Source organism: Pseudonocardia zijingensis (genome assembly GCF_042657305.1).
In the GTDB taxonomy this organism is placed as follows: domain Bacteria; phylum Actinomycetota; class Actinomycetes; order Mycobacteriales; family Pseudonocardiaceae; genus Pseudonocardia; species Pseudonocardia zijingensis.
Window position 1 is genome coordinate 37,694 of record NZ_JBHSKO010000023.1, and the last position, 19,925, is coordinate 57,618.

Sequence of the window (19,925 nt, forward strand, 5' to 3'; positions counted from 1 at the left end):
TCCGGGGACCCGGCCGGCGGCTCATTCCGGAGCTCCGGCCAGCAGGTGGTAGAGCACCGCCATGCGGATGTGCACGCCGTTGGAGACCTGCGCCAGGATCGCCGACGACGGGCTGTCGGCCACGGCGGGCGCGATCTCCATGCCGCGCACCATCGGGCCGGGGTGCATGACCACCGCGTGGTCGGGCAGCAGCCGCGCGCGCTCGTCGGACAGGCCGTAGCCGATCGCGTACTCGCGCGCCGACGGGAAGAACGCCCCGTGCATCCGCTCGGCCTGCACCCGCAGCATCATCACCGCGTCCAGGGCGGGCAGCTCGGCGTCCAGGTCGGGGCTCACGCGGCAGGGCCACTGCTCGATCCCCACCGGCAGCAGCGTGGGCGGCGCCACCACGACCACCTCGGCGCCGAGCGTGGCCAGGAGGAAGACGTTGGAGCGCGCCACGCGGCTGTGCAGCACGTCGCCCACGATCCCGATCCGCCGCCCCGCGACACCGCCGAGCCGGTCGCGCAGCGTGGCGGCGTCAAGGAGCGCCTGGGTGGGGTGCTCGTGCATGCCGTCGCCCGCGTTGACGATCGAGGTGTGCGTGCCGGTCTTCTCGGCGTCGCGGTCGATCCAGCCCGCGAGCCGGTGTGCGGCCCCGGACGCCGGGTGGCGCACCACCACGCAGTCGGCGCCGATGGCCGACAGCGTGAGCGCCGTGTCGCGCAGCGACTCGCCCTTGCCCACCGACGAGCCGGACGCGCTCACGTTGATCGTGTCGGCGCTCATCCACTTGCCCGCTGCCTCGAACGAGACCCGGGTGCGCGTGGAGTTCTCGTAGAACATCGTGATCACGGTGCGGCCGCGCAGCGTGGGCAGCTTGCGCACCTCGCGGCCCAGCAGCGCCTGCTTGAGCCGGTCGGCGGTGTCCAGCAGGCCGGTGGCGGCGGCCGCGTCGAGGTCGGTGACCGAGAGCAGGTGCTTCACGACGCCGCCCTCCCCAGCCGGACCCCGTCCTCGCCGTCGGTCTCGGTGAGCAGCACGAGCACCTGCTCGTCGCGCGCGGTGGGCACGTTCTTGCCGACGTAGTCGGCGCGGATGGGCAGCTCGCGGTGGCCGCGGTCGACCAGCACGGCGAGCTGCACCGCGCGCGGGCGGCCGTGGTCGGACAGCGCGTCGAGCGCGGCCCGCACGGTGCGGCCCGACATCAGCACGTCGTCGACGAGCACGACGAGCGCGTCGTCGAGGCCGCCCTCGGGCACCGCCGTGTCCTCGAGGGCGCGGGCGGGCCTGCGGCGCAGGTCGTCGCGGTAGAGGGTGGGGTCCACCGACCCGACCCGCACCTCGGTGCCCTCGAACTCGGCGATCGCCGCCGCGAGCCTGCGGGCGAGCACGGTGCCGCGGGTGGGGATCCCGATCAGCACGACGTCGGCCATGCCGCCGTCGCCGCTCGCGGTCTTCTCGATGATCTGGTGCGCGATGCGCGCGATGGTGCGGGCGACGTCGGCGGCCCCGAGCAGCTCCCGCGTGGGAGCGCCCGTGCCCGCCGGGTCCCCGCGGCGGTGGTCCGCCACAGAGATTCTCCTTCCCCGCCTCACCGGACGGGCTTAAAGGAACCGGTCGAGCGGACGCTACCAGCGCGGCGCCGAGCGGCCCCGGTTCTCGCGGCGTGGCATCGCGGATGTCACACGCCGTACCCTCCAACGCCACCCACGCATACCCCACCCGTCACAGCCGGATGGTGCGGCTGACACCATCACACGGCGCAGGTGCGCGCCGAGGGGGGCGTAACGCCTGGCGGGGGACGCTCGATCAGCCGTTCGAGTGGTCTCGGTCCACTGTGGTACCGGGAGGGGGACGACAACTTGACCGATTGTCGGGCCAAGCGCATGATTACTCTCCGTATCTAGACATTGCTCCCTGGGTGGCCGCGGTAGCGGGGGGTCCACCCGGGGCGCTCGGGCAGGCGCGAGGCGCGCGGCTGCCCAGCAGCACCACCGGAACAGCTCGGTCCCGCGGCCGAGCGAGCAGCAAGTGAGGAGGTCGCCAGATGGGCGACTACGCCAAGGCGCTCGGCGGGAAGCTCCGCGCCATCCGGCAGCAGCAGGGGTTGTCGCTGCACGGCGTCGAGCAGAAGTCCGGCGGACGCTGGAAGGCCGTCGTGGTGGGCTCCTACGAGCGCGGTGACCGCGCCGTCACCGTGCAGAAGCTGGCCGAACTGGCCGACTTCTACGGCGTGCCGGTGGCCGAACTGCTCCCCGAGGGTCGCATCCCGTCCGGCTCCGAGCCGGCCACGAAGATCGTGATCAACCTCGAGCGGCTCCAGCAGCTCCCGGCCGACAAGGTGGGCCCGCTGGCCCGCTACGCCGCGGCGATCCAGAGCCAGCGCGGCGACTACAACGGCAAGGTGCTCTCGATCCGCTCCGAGGACCTCCGGTCGCTGTCGATCATCTACGACATGACGCCGGGTGAGCTCACCGACCAGCTGATCGACTGGGGCGTGCTGCCGCCGGAGGCCCGGCCCAGCGCCTGATCCCGTGATCCGGCCGTGTCAGGCCGCGTAGCCCCCGTCCACCGGGAGCGCCGCGCCGGTCACGAACGCGGCTCGATCCGAGCACAGGTAGGCCACGGCGAACCCGACCTCCTCGGGCTCCCCCACGCGTTTGATCGCCTGTGGCCGGATCAGCTCGGCGACGAACTCGGGCGGCGACGCGTCCATCAACGGTGTGCGGATCGCGTTCGGGCACACCGCGTTGACGCGCACGCCCGCCTCCCCGTACTCCACGGCCGCGTTGCGCGTCAGCCCGATGATCCCGTGCTTGCTCGCCGTGTAGGGGCTGATGAGGGGCACGGCCTGCATCCCCGCCACCGACGCGATGTTGACGATCGCGCCCCCACCACGCTCGACCATCGCCGGGATCTGGGCCCGCATGCCGAGGAACACGCCCTTCAGGTTCACGTCGAGGACGCGGTCGTACTCCTCCTCGGTCACGTCGGCCAGGCGCTTGTGCACGGCGATCCCGGCGTTGTTGACCGCGCAGTCGAGGCGGCCGAACCGCGCCAGCGCGGCGTCCACCAGCGCGGCGCAGTCCCGCGCGGACGTCACGTCGCACGGTGTGAACACCGCCGTGCCACCCTCGGCCTCGATCAGCCCGACCGTCTCCTCACCGCCCGGTGCGGCCGTCTCCAGGTCGGAGACCAGTACCGCCGCCCCCTCGCGCGCCAGTTCCCGCGCCACGCCCCGGCCGATCCCCCCGGCCGCGCCCGTGACCACGGCGGTCTTCCCCGCGAGCAGCCCCACCGCTACGCCCCTTCCGTCCGGATCACCAGCTTGAGCACGTCGGCGGGGTGGCGCAGCGCGTGGTCCACGGCAGCGGGCGCCTCCTCCAGCGGCACCTGATGCGTGACCAGCCGCTCGACGTGCTCGCGGTGCCTGCCGACCAGGCGCACGGCCTCGGCGAAGTCGGCCGCGGTGCACACGGTCGAGCCGAGCAGGTCGATCTCCTTGCGCGTGAACGCGTCGATCGGCAGCGCCACCCGCTCGTGCGAGATGCCGACCACGACCACCCGCCCGGCGGGCGCCACCACCTCCACCGCGTCGGCGATCGCGGCGGGGTGCCCGGTGCAGTCCAGCACCACCGCCGGCCCCTCGCCGCCCGACCACTCCCGCGCGGCGCCCACGACGTCCGCGCCGCCGATGTGGAGCTGATCGGCTCCCGCCGCGGCGGCGGGCGCGAGCCGGTCGGCGACCACGTCGGTGACCAGCACCCGGGCGCCGCGGTCGAGCGCCCCGAGCGTGACCGCCTGGCCGATCGGCCCGGCGCCGAGCACGAGCACCGCATCGCCCGCGGCGACAGCGCCCCGCTCGAGGGCCCGGACCGCGATCGACATCGGCTCGCAGAACGCCGCGGGGGCGGGCGGCAGGTCGCCGACGTCGAAGACCTGGCCGGCCGCGACCTCGACCCGCTCGGCGAGCGCGCCGTCGACGTGCACGCCGACGAGGCGGAAGTTCGGGCAGGCGTTCCCGCGTCCGATCCGGCACGCCCGGCACCGCCCGCACGACGACAGCGGGTGGACGGCGACGCGTCGCCCCACTGCGAGCCCTGGCGGGCAGCCCGGGCCCAGCGCCTCCACCACGCCGGCGAACTCGTGGCCCTGCACCCGCGGGTACTGCGGGCCGAACGCGGGCGGCGTGGCGAGCTCTCCGGTGAGGAAGTGCAGGTCGGACCCGCAGATCCCCACGGCCTCCGGCCGCACCACCACCCGCCCCGCGCCGGGTTCCCCGGGATCGGCCACCTCACCGACCTCCATGGTCCCGGCCCGCCGGGTCACCACCGCCCGCATCCGACCTCCTCGTCCCGCGCGCCGCGGGACGTTAGTGACGGCCGCGGCGGCCGGCGGGTTCGCGGCCACACCGGTGCACGGGGACACGGGTGCCGTGCGCTGCCGCGCGGGTGGGCGGCGCCGGCCCGCCGTGCTTGACACTCCCCGGCGGGCCGTCTGTGATGGCCCCGGGTCCTGGTCCGGCCGGCCGACCGCGAGGAGGCGGATCGAGGATGGCCGTCCTCGTCGACACGCGCAGCGTGCCGCCCGCCGAGCGGTTCGCGTGCTGGCACGAAGCGGCGTCGAAGATCTTCTTCCCGCTGCGGGTCGAGCGCGACCGGGGCGGGCCGTTCTTCGGCCGGGTGCTCGGCCACCGGCTCGGCCCCCTGCAGGCGTTCCGGGTGGCGGGTGACCCGAACACCTGCATCCGCACGCCCCGCGGGATCCGGCAGGGCGACCCCGAGGAGCTGCAGCTGCACCTGCTGCGCCGCGGGCGCGGCCGGGTCGGCCAGGCCGACCGGGTGAGCGACCTGCTGCCCGGCGACCTGGTGGCGCAGGACACCTCGCGGCCCTACACGATCGCCGTCGACGAGCCGTTCGAGCTGCTCGTCGTCAACGTCCCGAAGTACCTGCTGGGGTCCTGCGCCGATCGGATCGAGGCGCGCACCGCACTGCGGATCCCGGGCGACTCCGGGCTGGCCGCCCGCGCCGGACCGTTCCTCACCGGGCTGCTCGACGGTCTCGACGACGGCTCGATCCCGGAGTCCGACGCCTTGGCCGACACCCTGGTCGGGCTGCTGCGCGCGCTGTACAGCAGCGGGGAGCCGGCCGTGCCGAGCGACCCGGCGGCGCTGCTCCTGCGCCGGATCCACGCCTACGTCGAGCAGCACCTGCCCGATCCCGGCCTCGGGCCGGAACGGATCGCGGCCGCGCACTTCATCTCGGTGCGCTACCTGCACAAGCTCTTCCAGCGCGAGGGCGTCTCGGTGTCCCGGTTCGTGCAGCAGCGCAGGCTGGAGCGCTGCCGGCGCGACCTGGCCGACCCGGCCCTGGCCGGGCGCACGATCGCGTCGGTCTGCCGCGCCTGGGGCATGCCGAACCCCGACCACTTCAGCCGCGTGTTCCGCGCCGCCTACGGCTGCCCGCCCGCGCGATGGCGGGCCGGCGCGCTCGGCGGTGGCTGACACCCCTGTGCGCGCACGAACGGATGTGGTGCACGCCGGGGAAGGCCCGGGCCCGCCGGGGCGCGGATCGTGGCGGCATGACGGAGTTCTGGCGCGAGATCAAGCCGATCGCGAACGTCTTCCGGCCGGGCGCCCTGCCCGACCTGCACGTCAGCGACGGCCCGATCGACGACGACCGCTACTACATCCCGCTGTCGGAGACCGTGGGCTCCCGGCCGCTGTTCATCTCCACCAGCCAGAACCGCTGGTGCGACGTGCTCATGGCACGCGGCGCGGGCCTGGTGAACCGGCACTACCACCCGCACCAGGTCTTCGCCTACACGATCTCGGGGCGCTGGGGCTACCTGGAGCACGACTGGGTCGCGACGGCGGGCGACTTCGTCTACGAGGCACCCGGCGAGGGCCACACGCTGGTGACCTACGAGTCCGACGAGCCCACCCGCATCACGTTCAACGTGACCGGCCCGCTGATCTGGCTTGACGAGAAGGGCGAGCCGGAGAGCACGTTCGACGTGTTCGACTACATCGACCTGTGCCGCTCCCACTACGAGCAGGTCGGCCTCGGCGCCGACTTCGTCGACCAGTTCATCCGGTGACCGCCCGGCCCGCTACCGGGTGGCCCGCAGGTGCTCGGCGATGTCGGCGATGCGGCCCAGTACGCCGTTGAGGAAGCGCGGGCTGTCGTCGGTGGACAGCGTCTTCGCGAGCTCGACGGCCTCGGTGATCGCCACCGGGTCGTCGATCTCGTCGACCCACAGCAGCTCGAACACCCCGATCCGCAGCAGCGTGCGGTCGACGGCGGGCATGCGCGCCACCGTCCAGCCCTCGGCGTGCTCGGCGAGCAGCTGGTCGATGCGCTCGCGGTGGGCGACCACGCCCTCGACGAGCATCGCGGCATAGTCGGACACCGGCGGCGCGTCGTCGGTCTCGCGGCGCTGCGTGAGCACCGCGAGCGGGTCGTCGCCCCGCGCCTCGGACTCGAAGAGGATGTCGAGCGCACGTTTGCGCGCCCTCGTGCGCGCCCTCTGCAGCCGTGGCTCGGCCATCAGTTCGATACGCGGCCCAGGTACCGCCCGTCGCGGGTGTCCACCTTGACCTTCTCGCCGGTCGTGACGAACAGCGGCACCTGGATCTCGGCGCCGGTCTCGAGGGTGGCGGGCTTGGTGCCGCCGGTGGAACGGTCGCCCTGCAGGCCAGGGTCGGTGTGGGAGATCACCAGCTCGACCGAGGTGGGCAGCTCGACGTACAGCGCAGTGCCCTCGTGGAAGGCGACCATCGCGTTCTGGTTCTCGAGCATGTAGTTCGCGGCCGAACCGACGGTGCTCTCCGGCACCGGGATCTGGTCGTAGGTGTCGCCGTCCATGAAGACGAAGTCGGTGCCGTCGCGGTACAGGAAGGTCATGTCCCGCCGGTCGACGGTGGCCGTGTCGACCTTGGTGCCGGCGTTGAAGGTCTTGTCGACGACCTTGCCGGTGAGCACGTTCTTGAGCGTGGTGCGCACGAATGCGCCGCCCTTGCCGGGCTTCACGTGCTGGAACGCCGTGACCGACCAGAGCTGGCCGTCCAGGTTGAGAACCAGACCGTTCTTGAGGTCGTTCGTCGTGGCCACGTGCGCCTGACTCCTCGCAGTTGTCGCGGGCGCGCGGTACCGGAGTGTCGGTGCGCGCCGGGTTGCTTCATGAAGCGGCGCGCTGCAGCGGCGCCGTCGTCCGCCGTCGAGTTTACCGTCAGACTTCGAGCAGCTCGCGCGTGGTGTGGGTGAGCAGCTCCGGCCCGCCGTCGCGCACCACCAGCGTGTCCTCGATGCGCACGCCACCCTGCCCGGGCAGGTACACCCCGGGCTCCACGGTGACCACCATCCCCGACTCCACGGTGCCGGTGCCGGTGCGGGCGAGCGCGGGCGCCTCGTGGATCTGCAGCCCGACCCCGTGACCCAGGCCGTGCACGAACTCCTCGCCGCGCCCCGCGCGCTCGACCACATCGCGGGCCGCCGCGTCCACCGCCGTGACGTCCGTGCCCGGCGCGAGCGCGGCCCGCCCTGCGGCCTGCGCCTCGGCGACGAGCGCGTGCATCTCCCGCTGCCAGTCGGCGGGCCGGCCGAGGACCACCGTGCGGGTCATGTCGGAGTGGTACCCGTCCACCAGCGCCCCGAAGTCGATCTTCACGAGGTCCCCGGACCGCAACTTCGCCGCGGTGGGCCGGTGGTGCGGCACCGCGGTGTGGGCCCCGGCGGCCAGGATCGTGTCGAACGCCGGCCCGGCGGCGCCGAGACGGCGCATCCGGTCCTCCAGGTCGAGCGCGGCCTCCCGCTCGCTGCGCCCCGGCCGCAGCCCACCCGCCGCGAGCAGCTCCGCGAACGCGGCGTCGGCCACCGCGCACGCCTGCCGCAGCGCCTCCACCTCCCCGGCGTCCTTCACCGCCCGCAGCCGCTGCACCAGGCCGGGAGCGCGGTGCAGCGGCACCCCGGCCGCCTCGGCCAGCGCGTCATGGGCGTCGACGGTGACGGAGTCGGACTCGAAGCCCAGGCGCTCGACCCCCAGCCGCCGCGCCCGCCGCGCCAACGCCACCGCGCTGATCCGGTCGATCACGGTGTCCAGGTCGCCCACCTCGGCCGCCGCCTGCGTGCGGTAGCGGCCGTCCGTGCAGAACCGGCTGGCGGCGTCGCCGTCGGCGTGCACGAGCAGCGCCGCGTTCGAACCGGTGAAACCGGTCAGGTAGCGGACGTTGACCAGGTCGGTGACGAGGAGGGCGTCGACCCCCGCGCCGGGCAGCAGCGCGCGCAGCGCCGCCCGCCGATCGGAGCAGGACATGCGGCCACCCTACGACCAGGATGTGTCCGCGGCCCTCCACCCGGGGTAGCTCAAACCCATGAGAATCGGTACGAGCATCGGCCTGCTCGCGGTGGGCCTGATCCTCGCCCTCGCCGTCCGCGTCGACGTGGGCGGCGTCGACCTCGAGCTCGTCGGCTGGATCCTCGCCGTCGTCGGCGTGATCGGGCTGGTGGCGAGCCTCGTGCTGGCCCGCCAGACCCGGCCCGTCGTGCGGCGGGGTGCGGAGTACCCGCAGCCCCCCACCCACCCGCCGGACACGCGGTACTGACCCCGCGCACGCCGACCCACATGAGACGGTCCCTCGATCAGCCGTGAGGTACTGCTCGGCGGGGCTTGATCGGGCTGAGCAGTACGTCCCTGTCGGCACCGCGACACGCCGGTACCTCCCGGCCGCAGATGCGGCACCGTCCAAAGCTCACCCGCCATCGGCACAGCGCGGCCAGGCAATCCGCCCGGACCGGGTCATCGCACCGAACCACACACCACGGTCGCCCGAACAGCCCAGACGTACTGCCCGGGGCGGCTGATCGCACCGAGCAGTACGTCACAGTCGCCACCACGACGCCCCGGTACGTCTCGGGCACGGAGGCGGCCGGCGTGGCGAGGCCCCGAACCCGCCCGGACCGGGTCATCGCGCTCCGAGCCGCACACCACGGTCACCGAACAACCCAGACGTACTGGTCGAGGCCATTGATCGAACCGAGCAGAACATGACGGTCGGCACCGCGACGACCTGGTACGTCTCGCGCACGGATGCCGTCGCGGCCGAGGCACCCGGCCGCCCCGGCCACACGCGACAACCGGCGACCCGCACAACGCGGTCGTCGGCCCAGCTCTGGGATGCTGCTCGACCGACCGCGGGACCGACGCACATGATCGGAGAGTTGGCGCATTCCCGTGTCGAATTCGCCCGTTCTTGCGCAGAAGCAGCGATCTCCGCACGACGACGCCCAAGACCGGACCGGTGATCGCTCCGAGCCGCACACCACGGTCACCGAACAACCCAGACGTACTGGTCGGGGTCATTGATCGAACCGAGCAGAACATGACGGTCGGCACCGCGAGGGTCCGGTACGTCTCGGGCACGGATGCACTGAAAGCCGGCGACCCGCACAACGCGTTCGTCTGGGCAGCCTGGAGGTGCTCCGATGCTAGGCCTGCGCCTGGGTGCGGGTGGCGAGCCAGCGCAGCGCGAGGGGGTAGCCGTCCACGCCGAGCCCGACGATCACGCCCGTGGCGACGCCGGAGATGTAGGAGTGGTGGCGGAACTCCTCCCGCCGGTGCACGTTCGTGATGTGCACCTCGATCAGCGGGGCGGTGAGCTGGGCGCACGCGTCGCGCACGGCCACGGAGGTGTGCGTCCACGCCGCGGCGTTCAGCACCACCGGCGCGCCCGCGTCGGCGGCCTCGTGCAGCCAGCCCAGCAGCTCGCCCTCGTGGTCGGTCTGGCGCACGTCGACCTGCAGGCCCAGCTCGGCGGCCGAGCGCTCGCACAGCGCGACGAGGTCGGCGTAGGTGGTGCTGCCGTAGACCGCGGGCTCGCGGGTGCCGAGCCTGCCCAGGTTGGGACCGTTGAGCACGAGGACCGCGGTCATGCGGGCGCTCCCGTCGACTCCTGCGCGGACACCGCCGCGTACGCCTGTTCCAGCAGTTCCGGCTCCGGGCCCTCCAGCCGGCCCGGTTTCGCCACGCCGTCGAGCACCACGAACCGCAGTGTGCCCGCGCGCGCCTTCTTGTCGCCGCGCATCGACTCGACCAGCTCGGGCAGCACCCCCGGCACGTAGCCGACGGGCAGGCCGAGCGAGGACAGCACGGCGCGGTGCCGGTCGGCCGTGGCGTCGTCGAGGCGCCCGGCGGCCCGGGCCAGCTCGGCCGCGAACACCAGGCCGACGCTCACCGCCGAACCGTGGCGCCACCGGTACTCCTCGCGCCGCTCGATGGCGTGGCCGAGGGTGTGCCCGTAGTTCAGGATCTCCCGCAGGTGCGACTCGCGCAGGTCGGCGGCCACCACCTCGGCCTTGACCCGGATCGAGCGCTCCACGAGCTCGGGCAGCACCGGGCCGGCCGGGTCGAGCGCGGCCACCGGGTCGGCCTCGATGCGCTCCAGGATCACCGGGTCGGCGATGAAGCCGGTCTTCACGATCTCCGCGCTGCCCGCCACCAGCTCCGACCGCGGCAGCGTGTCGAGCACCGCGAGGTCGACGAGCACCGCCGACGGCTCGTGGAACGCCCCCACGAGGTTCTTGCCCGCCGCCGTGTTGATGCCGGTCTTCCCGCCGACGGCCGCGTCGACCATCGCGAGCAGCGAGGTGGGCACGTGCACGACCCGCACCCCGCGCATCCAGGTGGCCGCCACGAAGCCGGCGAGGTCGGTGACCGCGCCGCCGCCCAGCGACACCACGACGTCGCCGCGCGTGAGGCCGGCACGCGCGCAGACCTCCCAGCAGAACCCGGCCACGGCCAGCGCCTTGCCGTCCTCGGCGTCGGGCACCTCCACGCGGTGCGCGTCCAGGCCCGCGCCCTCGAGCTCGCCACGCACGGCCTCGGCGACGTCGGCCAGCGCGGGCTGGTGGACGATCAGCGCGACCCGGGCGCCCAGCCCCGCGACGGTGGCGGGCAACTCGCCCCGCACCCCACGGCCCACGAGCACCGGGTAGGGCCGCTCCGTCGCCACGTCGATCCGCACCGCGTTCACGGGGGATCACCCTACTGACCGCCCCGCACCGGTGACCGCAGCGGTCAGAGGCGGACGCTGGGGTCCGGGAGCGCGGAGCCACCGCGCGGGGTGGGGCGATCCAGGGGGTCGTCCGGGTCGACCGGGTCCGCCGGGGCCGACGCGGGGACCTCCCCCAGCGCCTCCAGCACGGCCCGGGCCACCTGGTTGGCGCTGCGCCGGTCGGTGTCGACCTGCACGGTGGCGACCTCCCGGTACAGCGGCGCCCGCCCGTCGAGCAACGCCTTGAACGTGGCGCGCGGGTTGACGCCCGCGAGCAGCGGCCGCGCCGTGGACATCCCGGTGCGCCGCAGCCCGTCGGCCAGTCCGACGTTCAGGAACACAACCCGGTGCTCGCGCAGCAGCGCGCGCGTCTCGGCCGCGAGCACGGCGCCCCCGCCGAGGGCCAGCACGCCGTCGTGGCTCGCCAGCGCCTCCGCGACGACCTCGCGCTCCAGCTTCCGGAACGCCTCCTCACCGTCCTGCAGGAAGATGTCGGCGATCGCCCTGCCGGCGCGCTCCACGATCAGGGCGTCGGCGTCGGCGAACGCGACGTCCAGGCGCCGCGCCAGCACGCGGCCGACAGTGGTCTTCCCGGCCCCCGGCGGGCCGACGACGACCAGCGTGGGGCGACTCTCGACAGGCACGTGCGCAGCGTAGTGACCGCCCGGCCACCCGATGCGGGGACGTTCGGTGCGCCGGAACCGCTCCCCCGCGGCAGCTGAATCGTTGATCAGATATGGTCCGAGGACCGCGAATCCGTACGATCGGAGCAGCCGGTGATCCACCCCGAGAGCGACGAACGCCGCGAGGGCGATCGGTGAGCCACCCCGACGAGATGCCCCCACCCCCGGACGGGCCCACGCCCGCCCGCGAGCAGCTCCCGCTCCCCCGCCGCCGGCGTCAGTCCCACCTCGAGCCGCAGCTGCGCACGCCCGGCGGGCCCGGTTCCGGTACCCCGTTCGCCGCGTTCGCCGCCGAGGGCACCCCGGCGCCCGCCACGGCAGGCCCCACCGGGTACTGCGCCGACCGCGCCGCCGCCTTCCACGCCGGGGCCCACCGCGGCCGCAGCACCGCCGCCGAGGACGCCTCGCCCGCCGGGCGCTCGGGCGGCCCCGACACGCGGCAGCACGCCACCGAGCACTGACGGAAGCACCGCCGGGAGCACTGCGCGGCGGGCCGGCCGGGCCCGCCTGCGCCGGGCTCAGCTCGTGGCGTCGAGGTAGCCGCGCAGGTTGCGCCGGGTCTCGGCGAGCGAGTCGCCGCCGAACTTCTCCAGCGCGGCGTCGGCGAGCACGAGCGCCACCATCGCCTCGGCCACCACACCCGCAGCCGGCACGGCGCACACGTCGGACCGCTGGTGGATCGCCTGGGCGGGCTCACCGGTGGCGACGTCCACCGTGCGCAGGGCGCGCGGGACCGTGGAGATCGGCTTCATCGCGACGCGCACCCGCACCGGTTCGCCGTTGGTCATGCCGCCCTCGATGCCCCCGGCCCGGTTGGACAGGCGCTGCACCGGCTCTCCGGGCACCATCTCGTCGTGCGCGGCGCTGCCCCGCCGCCGGGCGGTGCGGAACCCGTCGCCGATCTCGACGCCCTTCATCGCCTGGATGCCCATGAGCGCCCCGGCGAGCCGCGCGTCGAGCCTGCGGTCGCTCTGCACGTAGGAGCCGATCCCCACGGGCAGGCCGTAGGCGATCACCTCCACGACGCCGCCGAGCGTGTCGCCCTCCTGCTGCGCGGCGTCGACCTCGGCGACCATCGCCGCCGTGGCCTCGTCCGACCAGGCCCGCACCGGGCTCGCGTCCACCCGTTCCAGGTCGCGCGGGCCCGGCATCTCGCCCTCCGGTGCCTCGACGGAACCCAGCGCCACCACGTGGGACACGACGGACACGTCCAACGCCTGCGCCAGGAACGCCTTCGCCACCGTGCCGAGGACGACCCGGGCCGCGGTCTCGCGGGCGCTGGCCCGCTCCAGCACGGGCCGCGCGTCGTCGAAGCCGTACTTGGTCATACCGGCGAGGTCGGCGTGGCCCGGCCGGGGGCGGGTGAGCGGCGCGTTGCGGGCCCGCCCGGCGATGAGCTCGGGGTCGACGGGGTCGGCCGCCATGACGGTCTCCCACTTCGGCCACTCGGTGTTGCCGATGCGCACGGCCACCGGGCCGCCCTGGGTGACCCCGTGCCGCACCCCGCCGATGACCTCCAGCTCGTCGGCCTCGAACTTCATCCGGGCGCCGCGGCCGTGGCCGAGCCGGCGCCGGGCGAGCTCCGCGGCGAGCTCCTTGGTGGTGATCCCGACCCCGGCGACCATGCCCTCCAGCACGGCGACCAGGGCAGGACCGTGGGACTCCCCGGCGGTGATCCAGCGCAGCACGAGCGCGATTGTCTCACCCCGCGGCAGTGCCTCCTCCCGCACCCAGTGCCAGCAGCACGACCGCCACCAGCCAGCAGGACACGAGCATCGAGGGCCCGTGGGGCACGGTGCGCGCCTGGCCGGCCCGGGCGAGCACCCCGCCGGCCCCGGCCGCTACCCCGGACCGCGCCCCGGCACCGACGCCGGCCGGCGCACTCATGGCCGCTCCGGCCGCCGTGAGCAGCGCGGCGAGCAGCGCCGCCAGGGCGAGGGCGGGCCAGGCCACCGCCGCCAGTACCGCTCCGAGGGGAGCCGCGAGCTTCACGTCGCCCGCGCCGACCGCCCTCCGGTCGGCCAGGTGCACCGCGGCGTGCACGGCGACGGCGACCGCCGCCCCGGCCGCACCGCGCACCGCGGCCTGCGGCCCCACCGGGAGCAGGAGCAGCAGCGCGGCCGGCAGCGCGGGCACCGTGAGGGTGTTCGGCAGCCGCCGGTGGCGCAGGTCGACCGCGCCCGCCGCGACGACGAGCCAACCCAGCGCCAGCACGACGGGCACCCACCGCACCGGCAGCCCGCCGACCGTGCCCGCCACCGCGGTGGCCGCCCACAGCACCGCTACGCCCAGCTCGCACCAGGGCGGCGGGATCCGCGTGCCGCGGCGCATCCGGCGCAGCAGCACCCGCGCGCCCGCACCGGCCCACACCCCGGCACCTGCGGCCACCACCACCGGCAGCACCGTGCCCAGCGATCCCAGCAGCCCCTGCGTTCCCGGCATCCCGGCTCCTCCCCCGCGTCGCTCCTGCACCGATGATCGGCGGTCGGGTCGCTGCGGGCCGTCGGTGCTGCGGATCTGTGGACAGCCGGACCCGAGGTGGACAACCGCGCTGCCCGGTGGCCGAACCGTCGGACCTCTCTGCACGGCGAGTTGCACCGCGCGCCGCTGCCCGGCGCTGTCACCGGCAGGGCAGGATCGAGGGGTGGAGCGGCGGGAGATGCGGGTGGCGCGGGCGGTCATCACCGCCGAGGTGGACCACGGCGTCGCCGAGCTCGTCGGCGACCCCGACCGCCCGCAGGGCTGGACGCTGTTGCTCGACGGCACCGCGCAGTCGCACGTCGACCTCGACGACCCGACGCACCTCGAATTCGAGTACGTGCGGCGGCTGGCCCACGTCGCCGACCTCGCGGCCCCGCCCCACGCGCCGCTGCGGGTGCTGCACCTCGGCGGCGGTGCGTGGACCCTCGCCCGCTACGTGGCCGCCACCCGTCCCACGTCCGAGCAGCGGGTGGTGGAGCTGGACGCGGGGCTGGTCGACCTCGTCGCCTCCCGGCTGCCCGCCGACGGCACCGGCATCGAGGTCACCGTGGGCGACGCGCGGGCGGCGCTCGCCACCGTGCGGCCGGGATCGTTCGACCTGGTGGTGCTCGACGTGTTCGCGGGGGCGCGCACCCCGGCGCACCTCACGTCCGTGCAGTTCGTGCGGGCCGCGGCGACCGTTCTGGCCCCCGGCGGGATCTACACCGCGAACGTCGCCGACGGCGGCGCGCTCGCGTTCGCCCGCACGCAGGTGGCGGCCGCGGCGGCGGTGTTCCCGGAGGTCGCCGTGCTGGCGGTGCCGCAGCTGCTGCACGGGCGCCGGTTCGGCAACCTCGTGCTCGTGGCGTCGGAGCACCCGCTCCCGGTGGACGAGCTGGCGCGGCGCGCGGCGGGCGACCCGTTCCCGGCGCGGGTGCTCGCCGGGTCCGAGCTGCGCCGCTTCACCCGCGGTGCCCGCGCGCCGGTGGACGGAGCGGCGACGCCCTCCCCGCTGCCACCGCCGGGCTTCTTCGGCCGTCCTGCCGACTGACCGGTGCCGGCCGGTGACGAAACCGGTCAGAAGGCGCCGTTCTGCCTGGCCTCGCGCACGTTGGCGTTGTGCTCCTCGAGCGTCTCCGCGAAGCACGACGTGCCGTCGGTGCGGCACCGCACGAAGTACAGCCACGGCCCCTGGGCGGGTTCCAGCGCCGCGGCGATGGCCTCCCGGCCGGGCGCGGCGATCGGCGTGGGCGGCAAGCCGGCCACGGCGTAGCTGTTGTAGGGGCCCGGGCGGGCGCGGTCGGCAGCGGTGGTGCGCAGGGCCTGCAGGTCGAGCGGGTAGTTGACCATCGAGTCGAGCTCGAGCCTGCGTCCGGCGCCGAGCCGGTTGTAGATCACCCGGGCCACCCGCGGCATGTCCGGGTTGATCGCCTCCTTCTCCACGAGCGAGGCGATCGTGAGCAGCTCGTAGGGGCTGGTGCCGATGCTCTGCGCGCCGGCGACCAGCCCGGTGGCCTCGAGGCGCCGGGCCGAGGTGGTGAGCAGGCCGCGCAGGACGTCGACAGCGGTCTCGCCCGGGGCCACGTCGTAGCGGCCCGGCACGAGCAGGCCCTCGAGGCGGCGCCGCGGCTCGGCCGCCCCGACGCTCTCGAGGGCCCACTCGGGCACGCCGAGCTCGGCCGGGTCGGTGTCGGTCATGGCGGTGCGCAGCTCGTCGGCGGAGACGCAGCGCTCCTCGCCGTCGAGCCGGGCACAGGTGGCCTGCGAGATGAGGGTCAGCACGCCGGGCGCCACCGTGCCGTCGGGGGCGCGCGTGTCGTCGAGCTGCACGCCGCCGCGGATGTCCAGCTCCCCCACGCGGGAGTCCGGGTCCAGCATCATCTCGACGGCCGCGGCCCCCGACATCTGGCGGCGCATCTGGTAGAAGCCGGGCTGCACGGCGCGGATGCGTTCCTCGCCCTCGGCGGCGCGGGTGAACGACTCGGGGGCGGCCACGACACCCTGCTGGGCGAGCTCCACGCCGATCTGGCGGGTCGAGTCGCCGTCCTCCACCTCGATCACGACGTCGCCCGTGCCCGGACCCTCGAAGTCGGGCACGGAGAACCAGATGACGAACGAGTACACCCCGCCTGCGGCCACGCCGCCGAGGAGCAGCACCGCGAGCACGAGCACGAGGGTGCGGCCACGCCGGCGGCGGGGCTCGGCGTCCGGCGCGTCGTCCGGCTCGGGATCCGGATCCTCCGCCGACTCGGACGGCGGCTCGGGGCGGGCGGCCGGGGGCTCCGGGCGCCGGGCAGCCCCGGGCACCCGCGGCGCGGAACCGGGCCCGGGCGCCGGTGGCGTGACGGGCACGGGGACGGTGGGAGGCCCGGGGTCGGCGGGCGGGCCGGAGTGCGGCGGCCGCGCGGTGCCGAGCCGCGGGAGCGGGCCCCCCTGCGGCCGGGCCGGCGGCGGGAGGGGACGGGCGACGGGTCGCCGCTCACCGGTACCCGGCGGGCGGGGCGTCCGTCGGTGGTCCCATCCGTCCGGGTTCACGACACCGGAGAGTAGCCATCCGGCGAACGCCGCCGCACCGGCGGGTCGCCCGTACGGCCGCACGGTGACCGGCGCCCGTTCACCGACGGGCGTCCAGCCAGCCCTGCAGGATCGCGACGGCCGCGGCCTGGTCGACCACGGCGCGTTGCTTGCGCCCCTTCACGCCGCGTTCCCGCAGCTGGCGCGTGGCGACGACGGTGGTCAACCGCTCGTCGGACAGCTCGACGGGCACCTCGAGCACGCCCGCCAGCGCGTCGGCGAAGGCGCGGGCGGCCTCGGCGGCGGGGCCCTCCACGCCCTTGAGCGTGCGGGGCAGCCCGACGACGACGCCGACCGCGTCGTGCTCGGCCACGAGCGCGGCGATCGCACGCAGGTCGGCACCGCCCTCGACGTCGCGCGGCACGGTGACGAGGGGGGTGGCCAGCACGCCGCCCGGGTCGCAGATCGCGACCCCGACCCGGACGGCGCCGACGTCGATCCCGAGCAGTCGTCCCCGGTTCACCCGAGGAGCGCGGCGCGCAGGGCGGCCACGGCGTCGGGCACGCCGGCGGGGTTGGTGCCCCCGCCCTGGGCGAGGTCGGGCTTGCCGCCGCCGCGCCCGCCGACGGCCGGGGCGAACGCCGGGATCAGCTTGCCGGCGGCGAGGCCGCGGTCGCGCGCGGCGGCCGTGGTGGCGACCACGAACGACACCTTGTCCCCGTCGGCGGAGAACAGCGCGACGACGCCGGGGCGCGCGCCCAACCGGCCGCGCACGTCGGAGGCGAGCGCGCGCAGGTCGTTGCCGCCCACGCCGTCCGGGGCGGCGACGGCCACGAGCGCGATGCCGTCGACGTCCTCGGCGCCCTCGGCGAGCGCGCCGGCCGAGGAGAGCACGGCGTCGGCGCGGACCTTCTCCAGCTCGCGTTCGGCCTGCCGCAGCCGCTCCACGACACCGCCGATGCGCTCGGGCAGCTCCTCGGGCCGGGCCTTGAACTGCTCGGCCAGCTGGGAGACCAGCACGTGCTCCTTGGCGAGGAACCGGAACGCGTCGAGCCCCACGAGGGCCTCCACGCGCCTCACCCCGGAGCCGATCGAGGCCTCCGAGAGGAGCTTGACCAGCCCCAACTGCCCGGAGCGGTGCACGTGGGTGCCGCCGCACAGCTCGCGCGAGTAGTCGCCGATCTCGACGATGCGAACCTTGTCGCCGTACTTCTCGCCGAACAGGGCGAGGGCCCCGAGCTTGCGCGCCTCCTCCTGCGAGGTGACGAACCAGCGGACCTCCTCGTCGTTCTGCAGGACCGCGTTCACCTCGTCCTCGACGTCGGTGAGCACGGAGGCGGGCACGGCGCCGCCGGGCGAGGTGAAGTCGAACCGCAGGCGGCCGGGCGCGTTGAGCGAACCGGCCTGCGCGGCGGCGTCGCCGAGGTGCTTGCGCATGCCGGCGTGCACGAGGTGGGTGGCCGAGTGCGACCGCGAGACGGCGCCGCGCCGGGTGGTGTCGACCTCGGCCTGCACCGTGGCGTCCACGAGGGCCTCGCCCTCGCTGACGGTGCCCCGGTGCACGATGAGGCCCGGCACCGGCGACTGCACGTCGTCCACGTCCACGGTGAACCCGTCGCCGCGGATCCAGCCGGTGTCGGCCAGCTGCCCGCCGCCCTCGGCGTAGAAGGGCGTGCGGTCGAGCACGACCTCCACCTTCGTGCCCGCGCCCGCGGCGGGCACGCCCACCCCGTCGACGACGAGCCCGACGACGCGGGCCTCGGAGGTGAGGTCGGTGTAGCCGAGGAACTCGCTGCCACCGGCCGCGTCGAGCACGGCGCGGTAGACGGAGGCGTCGCCGTGGCCGACCTTGTGCTTGGCGGCGTCGGCCTTGGCGCGGGCGCGCTGCTCCTCCATCAGGGAGCGGAAGCCCTGCTCGTCGACCGACAGACCGGCCTCGGAGGCCATCTCGAGCGTGAGGTCGATCGGGAAGCCGTAGGTGTCGTGCAGCTGGAAGGCCTTGTCGCCCGCAAGCTGGGAGCCACCGGCCTGCTTGGTGGCCGCCACGGCGGTGTCGAAGATCCGCGAGCCGGCCGTGAGCGTGGCGAGGAAGGCCTCCTCCTCGGCGCGCACGACCGCGGAGATCCGCTCGAAGTCGGTGACCAGCTCCGGGTAGGCCGGCGCCATCGCGTCGCGGACCACCTCGGCGAACGAGTGCAGGACCGGCTCGTGCACGCCCAGCAGCCGGGCCGAGCGCACGATTCGGCGCAGCAGGCGGCGCAGCACGTAGCCCCGGCCCTCGTTGGACGGGGTGACCCCGTCACCGATGATCATCACGCCCGAGCGGGCGTGGTCGGCGATCACGCGGAACCGCACGTCGTCGGTGTGATCGGCGCCGTAGCGGCGGCCCGAGAACTCCTCGGCGCGGGCGATCACCGGCCGCACGAGGTCGGTCTCGTAGACGTTGTCGACGCCCTGGAGCAGGTAGGCCACCCGCTCGACGCCCATGCCGGTGTCGATGTTCTTCTTCGGCAGGCTGCCGATCGGCGGGTACCCCTTCTTCGGGGAGAGCTCACCGCGCTCGTCCTGCATGAAGACGAGATTCCAGATCTCGAGGTAGCGGTCCTCGTCGGCGACCGGGCCGCCCTCGCGGCCGTGCTCCGGGCCGCGGTCGAAGTAGATCTCCGAGCACGGGCCGCCGGGACCGGGCACGCCCATGTCCCAGTAGTTGTCCTCGCCGCCGCGGCGCTGGATCCGCTCCTCCGGCAGGCCGGCGATGCGGCGCCACAGCTCGATCGCCTCGTCGTCGTCCTGGTAGACGGTGACCCAGATGCGGTCCGGGTCGAAGCCGTACCCGCCCGCGTCCTGGCTGCCCGTGACCAGGTTCCAGGCGTGCTCGATCGCGCCTTCCTTGAAGTAGTCGCCGAAGGAGAAGTTCCCGGCCATCTGGAAGAACGTGTTGTGGCGGGTGGTCCTGCCGACCTCGTCGATGTCGCCGGTGCGCACGCACTTCTGGATCGAGGTGGCCCGTGGGTAGGGCGGCGGCACCTGGCCGAGGAAGTACGGCTTGAACTGCACCATCCCCGCGTTGACGAAGAGCAGGTTGGGGTCGTCGAGGATCAGCGAGGCGCTGGGCACGCGGGTGTGGCCCGCGGCGACGAAGTGGTCGGTGAAACGACGGGTGATCTCGTGGGTCTGCACGGTTGGCTTCCAAGGGTCGAACGGGAGGCAGGTGCCGGCTCGCGGTCAGTCTCCC

21 protein-coding genes are annotated in these 19,925 nt (G+C 74.6%); 6 read left to right on the forward strand and 15 right to left on the reverse strand.

All coding sequences use genetic code 11. The annotated features are described in order from the left end of the window. Positions 1-21: 21 nt before the first annotated feature. Both ACFPL3_RS32235 and pyrR read right to left on the reverse strand, forming a co-directional pair. The gene (locus ACFPL3_RS32235) at positions 22-966 is read right to left on the reverse strand and encodes an aspartate carbamoyltransferase catalytic subunit (protein ID WP_343946220.1); all 945 of its coding nucleotides are present in this window, start codon (positions 964-966) and stop codon (positions 22-24) included. Further along, complete coding sequence (pyrR, locus tag ACFPL3_RS32240; RefSeq protein WP_343946221.1) at positions 963-1,553, reverse strand: bifunctional pyr operon transcriptional regulator/uracil phosphoribosyltransferase PyrR; 591 nt, start codon at positions 1,551-1,553, stop codon at positions 963-965. The genes ACFPL3_RS32235 and pyrR overlap by 4 nt, the downstream gene beginning before the upstream one ends. A gap of 476 nt (positions 1,554-2,029) precedes the next feature. Between pyrR and bldD the strand changes: the two genes are divergently transcribed. Next, positions 2,030-2,512 carry a transcriptional regulator BldD gene (bldD, locus tag ACFPL3_RS32245; RefSeq protein ID WP_075952821.1) on the forward strand — a complete coding sequence of 161 codons (483 nt, stop codon included), beginning with the start codon at positions 2,030-2,032 and terminating at the stop codon, positions 2,510-2,512. 18 nt (positions 2,513-2,530) lie between these two features. On the opposite strand, the gene ACFPL3_RS32250 is transcribed toward bldD, so the two are convergent. Both ACFPL3_RS32250 and ACFPL3_RS32255 read right to left on the reverse strand, forming a co-directional pair. Beyond that, positions 2,531-3,280: an SDR family NAD(P)-dependent oxidoreductase gene (locus ACFPL3_RS32250; RefSeq protein WP_343946222.1), complete on the reverse strand. Its 750-nt coding sequence runs from the start codon at positions 3,278-3,280 to the stop codon at positions 2,531-2,533. A gap of 2 nt (positions 3,281-3,282) precedes the next feature. Beyond that, the gene (locus ACFPL3_RS32255) at positions 3,283-4,323 is read right to left on the reverse strand and encodes a zinc-binding dehydrogenase (RefSeq protein ID WP_379589969.1); all 1,041 of its coding nucleotides are present in this window, start codon (positions 4,321-4,323) and stop codon (positions 3,283-3,285) included. A gap of 212 nt (positions 4,324-4,535) precedes the next feature. Here ACFPL3_RS32255 and ACFPL3_RS32260 point away from each other — a divergent pair, with 212 nt between their 5' ends. Both ACFPL3_RS32260 and ACFPL3_RS32265 read left to right on the forward strand, forming a co-directional pair. Further along, positions 4,536-5,486, forward strand: coding sequence for an AraC-like ligand-binding domain-containing protein (locus ACFPL3_RS32260; protein WP_343946224.1), 951 nt, complete (start codon positions 4,536-4,538; stop codon positions 5,484-5,486). Positions 5,487-5,563: 77 nt separating this feature from the next. Continuing rightward, complete coding sequence (locus ACFPL3_RS32265) at positions 5,564-6,082, forward strand: 2,4'-dihydroxyacetophenone dioxygenase family protein (RefSeq protein WP_343946225.1); 519 nt, start codon at positions 5,564-5,566, stop codon at positions 6,080-6,082. Between the two features lie 12 nt (positions 6,083-6,094). On the opposite strand, the gene nusB is transcribed toward ACFPL3_RS32265, so the two are convergent. The 3 genes from nusB to ACFPL3_RS32280 form a co-directional block, all read right to left on the reverse strand. Further along, on the reverse strand, positions 6,095-6,532 hold the full coding sequence (gene nusB / locus ACFPL3_RS32270) for a transcription antitermination factor NusB (RefSeq protein WP_343946226.1): 438 nt from the start codon (positions 6,530-6,532) through the stop codon (positions 6,095-6,097). Next, the gene (gene efp, locus ACFPL3_RS32275; protein WP_343946227.1) at positions 6,532-7,095 is read right to left on the reverse strand and encodes an elongation factor P; all 564 of its coding nucleotides are present in this window, start codon (positions 7,093-7,095) and stop codon (positions 6,532-6,534) included. The genes nusB and efp overlap by 1 nt, the downstream gene beginning before the upstream one ends. 118 nt (positions 7,096-7,213) lie before the next feature. After that, positions 7,214-8,296 (reverse strand): M24 family metallopeptidase, encoded by a 1,083-nt coding sequence (locus ACFPL3_RS32280; protein WP_343946228.1) that lies wholly within the window; start codon positions 8,294-8,296, stop codon positions 7,214-7,216. Positions 8,297-8,354: 58 nt separating this feature from the next. Here ACFPL3_RS32280 and ACFPL3_RS32285 point away from each other — a divergent pair, with 58 nt between their 5' ends. Beyond that, complete coding sequence (locus ACFPL3_RS32285) at positions 8,355-8,585, forward strand: DUF6458 family protein (RefSeq protein ID WP_343946229.1); 231 nt, start codon at positions 8,355-8,357, stop codon at positions 8,583-8,585. An 883-nt stretch (positions 8,586-9,468) separates the two neighbouring features. On the opposite strand, the gene aroQ is transcribed toward ACFPL3_RS32285, so the two are convergent. From aroQ to ACFPL3_RS32300, 3 genes are read right to left on the reverse strand one after another with little or no spacing between them, the layout of a single operon-like run. Next, positions 9,469-9,912, reverse strand: a complete 444-nt coding sequence (aroQ, locus tag ACFPL3_RS32290; RefSeq protein WP_343946230.1) for a type II 3-dehydroquinate dehydratase — start codon at positions 9,910-9,912, stop codon at positions 9,469-9,471. Then, on the reverse strand, positions 9,909-11,012 hold the full coding sequence (aroB, locus tag ACFPL3_RS32295) for a 3-dehydroquinate synthase (RefSeq protein WP_343946231.1): 1,104 nt from the start codon (positions 11,010-11,012) through the stop codon (positions 9,909-9,911). Before aroB ends, aroQ begins: the two co-directional genes overlap by 4 nt. A gap of 44 nt (positions 11,013-11,056) precedes the next feature. After that, positions 11,057-11,677 (reverse strand): shikimate kinase, encoded by a 621-nt coding sequence (locus ACFPL3_RS32300; RefSeq protein ID WP_343946232.1) that lies wholly within the window; start codon positions 11,675-11,677, stop codon positions 11,057-11,059. A gap of 173 nt (positions 11,678-11,850) precedes the next feature. On the opposite strand from ACFPL3_RS32300, the gene ACFPL3_RS32305 reads away from it, so the two are divergent. Next, entirely contained in the window at positions 11,851-12,177 is a 327-nt protein-coding gene (locus ACFPL3_RS32305; RefSeq protein ID WP_379589977.1) for a hypothetical protein, read from the forward strand. A 57-nt stretch (positions 12,178-12,234) separates the two neighbouring features. On the opposite strand, the gene aroC is transcribed toward ACFPL3_RS32305, so the two are convergent. Together aroC and ACFPL3_RS32315 are read right to left on the reverse strand one after the other, a co-directional pair. Further along, positions 12,235-13,404, reverse strand: coding sequence for a chorismate synthase (aroC, locus tag ACFPL3_RS32310; RefSeq protein ID WP_343946262.1), 1,170 nt, complete (start codon positions 13,402-13,404; stop codon positions 12,235-12,237). Between the two features lie 13 nt (positions 13,405-13,417). Next, entirely contained in the window at positions 13,418-14,158 is a 741-nt protein-coding gene (locus ACFPL3_RS32315; protein ID WP_379589979.1) for a prepilin peptidase, read from the reverse strand. A gap of 202 nt (positions 14,159-14,360) precedes the next feature. Between ACFPL3_RS32315 and ACFPL3_RS32320 the strand changes: the two genes are divergently transcribed. Beyond that, entirely contained in the window at positions 14,361-15,227 is an 867-nt protein-coding gene (locus ACFPL3_RS32320; protein WP_343945892.1) for a spermidine synthase, read from the forward strand. Between the two features lie 26 nt (positions 15,228-15,253). On the opposite strand, the gene ACFPL3_RS32325 is transcribed toward ACFPL3_RS32320, so the two are convergent. The 3 genes from ACFPL3_RS32325 to alaS form a co-directional block, all read right to left on the reverse strand. Beyond that, complete coding sequence (locus ACFPL3_RS32325; protein WP_379589982.1) at positions 15,254-16,528, reverse strand: endolytic transglycosylase MltG; 1,275 nt, start codon at positions 16,526-16,528, stop codon at positions 15,254-15,256. Positions 16,529-16,790: 262 nt separating this feature from the next. Continuing rightward, on the reverse strand, positions 16,791-17,213 hold the full coding sequence (ruvX, locus tag ACFPL3_RS32330) for a Holliday junction resolvase RuvX (RefSeq protein WP_343939535.1): 423 nt from the start codon (positions 17,211-17,213) through the stop codon (positions 16,791-16,793). Further along, on the reverse strand, positions 17,210-19,870 hold the full coding sequence (gene alaS, locus ACFPL3_RS32335) for an alanine--tRNA ligase (RefSeq protein WP_379589984.1): 2,661 nt from the start codon (positions 19,868-19,870) through the stop codon (positions 17,210-17,212). The genes ruvX and alaS overlap by 4 nt, the downstream gene beginning before the upstream one ends. Between the last annotated feature and the right edge of the window lie 55 nt (positions 19,871-19,925).

Coding starts and splice junctions, on each gene's coding strand:
- ACFPL3_RS32260 (WP_343946224.1), top strand. CDS start 4,536: ATGGCCGTCCTCGTCGACACGCGCAGCGTGCCGCCCGCCGAGCGGTTC.
- bldD (WP_075952821.1), top strand. CDS start 2,030: ATGGGCGACTACGCCAAGGCGCTCGGCGGGAAGCTCCGCGCCATCCGG.
- ACFPL3_RS32280 (WP_343946228.1), bottom strand. CDS start 8,296: ATGTCCTGCTCCGATCGGCGGGCGGCGCTGCGCGCGCTGCTGCCCGGC.
- nusB (WP_343946226.1), bottom strand. CDS start 6,532: ATGGCCGAGCCACGGCTGCAGAGGGCGCGCACGAGGGCGCGCAAACGT.
- ACFPL3_RS32315 (WP_379589979.1), bottom strand. CDS start 14,158: ATGCCGGGAACGCAGGGGCTGCTGGGATCGCTGGGCACGGTGCTGCCG.
- ACFPL3_RS32265 (WP_343946225.1), top strand. CDS start 5,564: ATGACGGAGTTCTGGCGCGAGATCAAGCCGATCGCGAACGTCTTCCGG.
- ACFPL3_RS32285 (WP_343946229.1), top strand. CDS start 8,355: ATGAGAATCGGTACGAGCATCGGCCTGCTCGCGGTGGGCCTGATCCTC.
- ACFPL3_RS32255 (WP_379589969.1), bottom strand. CDS start 4,323: ATGCGGGCGGTGGTGACCCGGCGGGCCGGGACCATGGAGGTCGGTGAG.
- aroQ (WP_343946230.1), bottom strand. CDS start 9,912: ATGACCGCGGTCCTCGTGCTCAACGGTCCCAACCTGGGCAGGCTCGGC.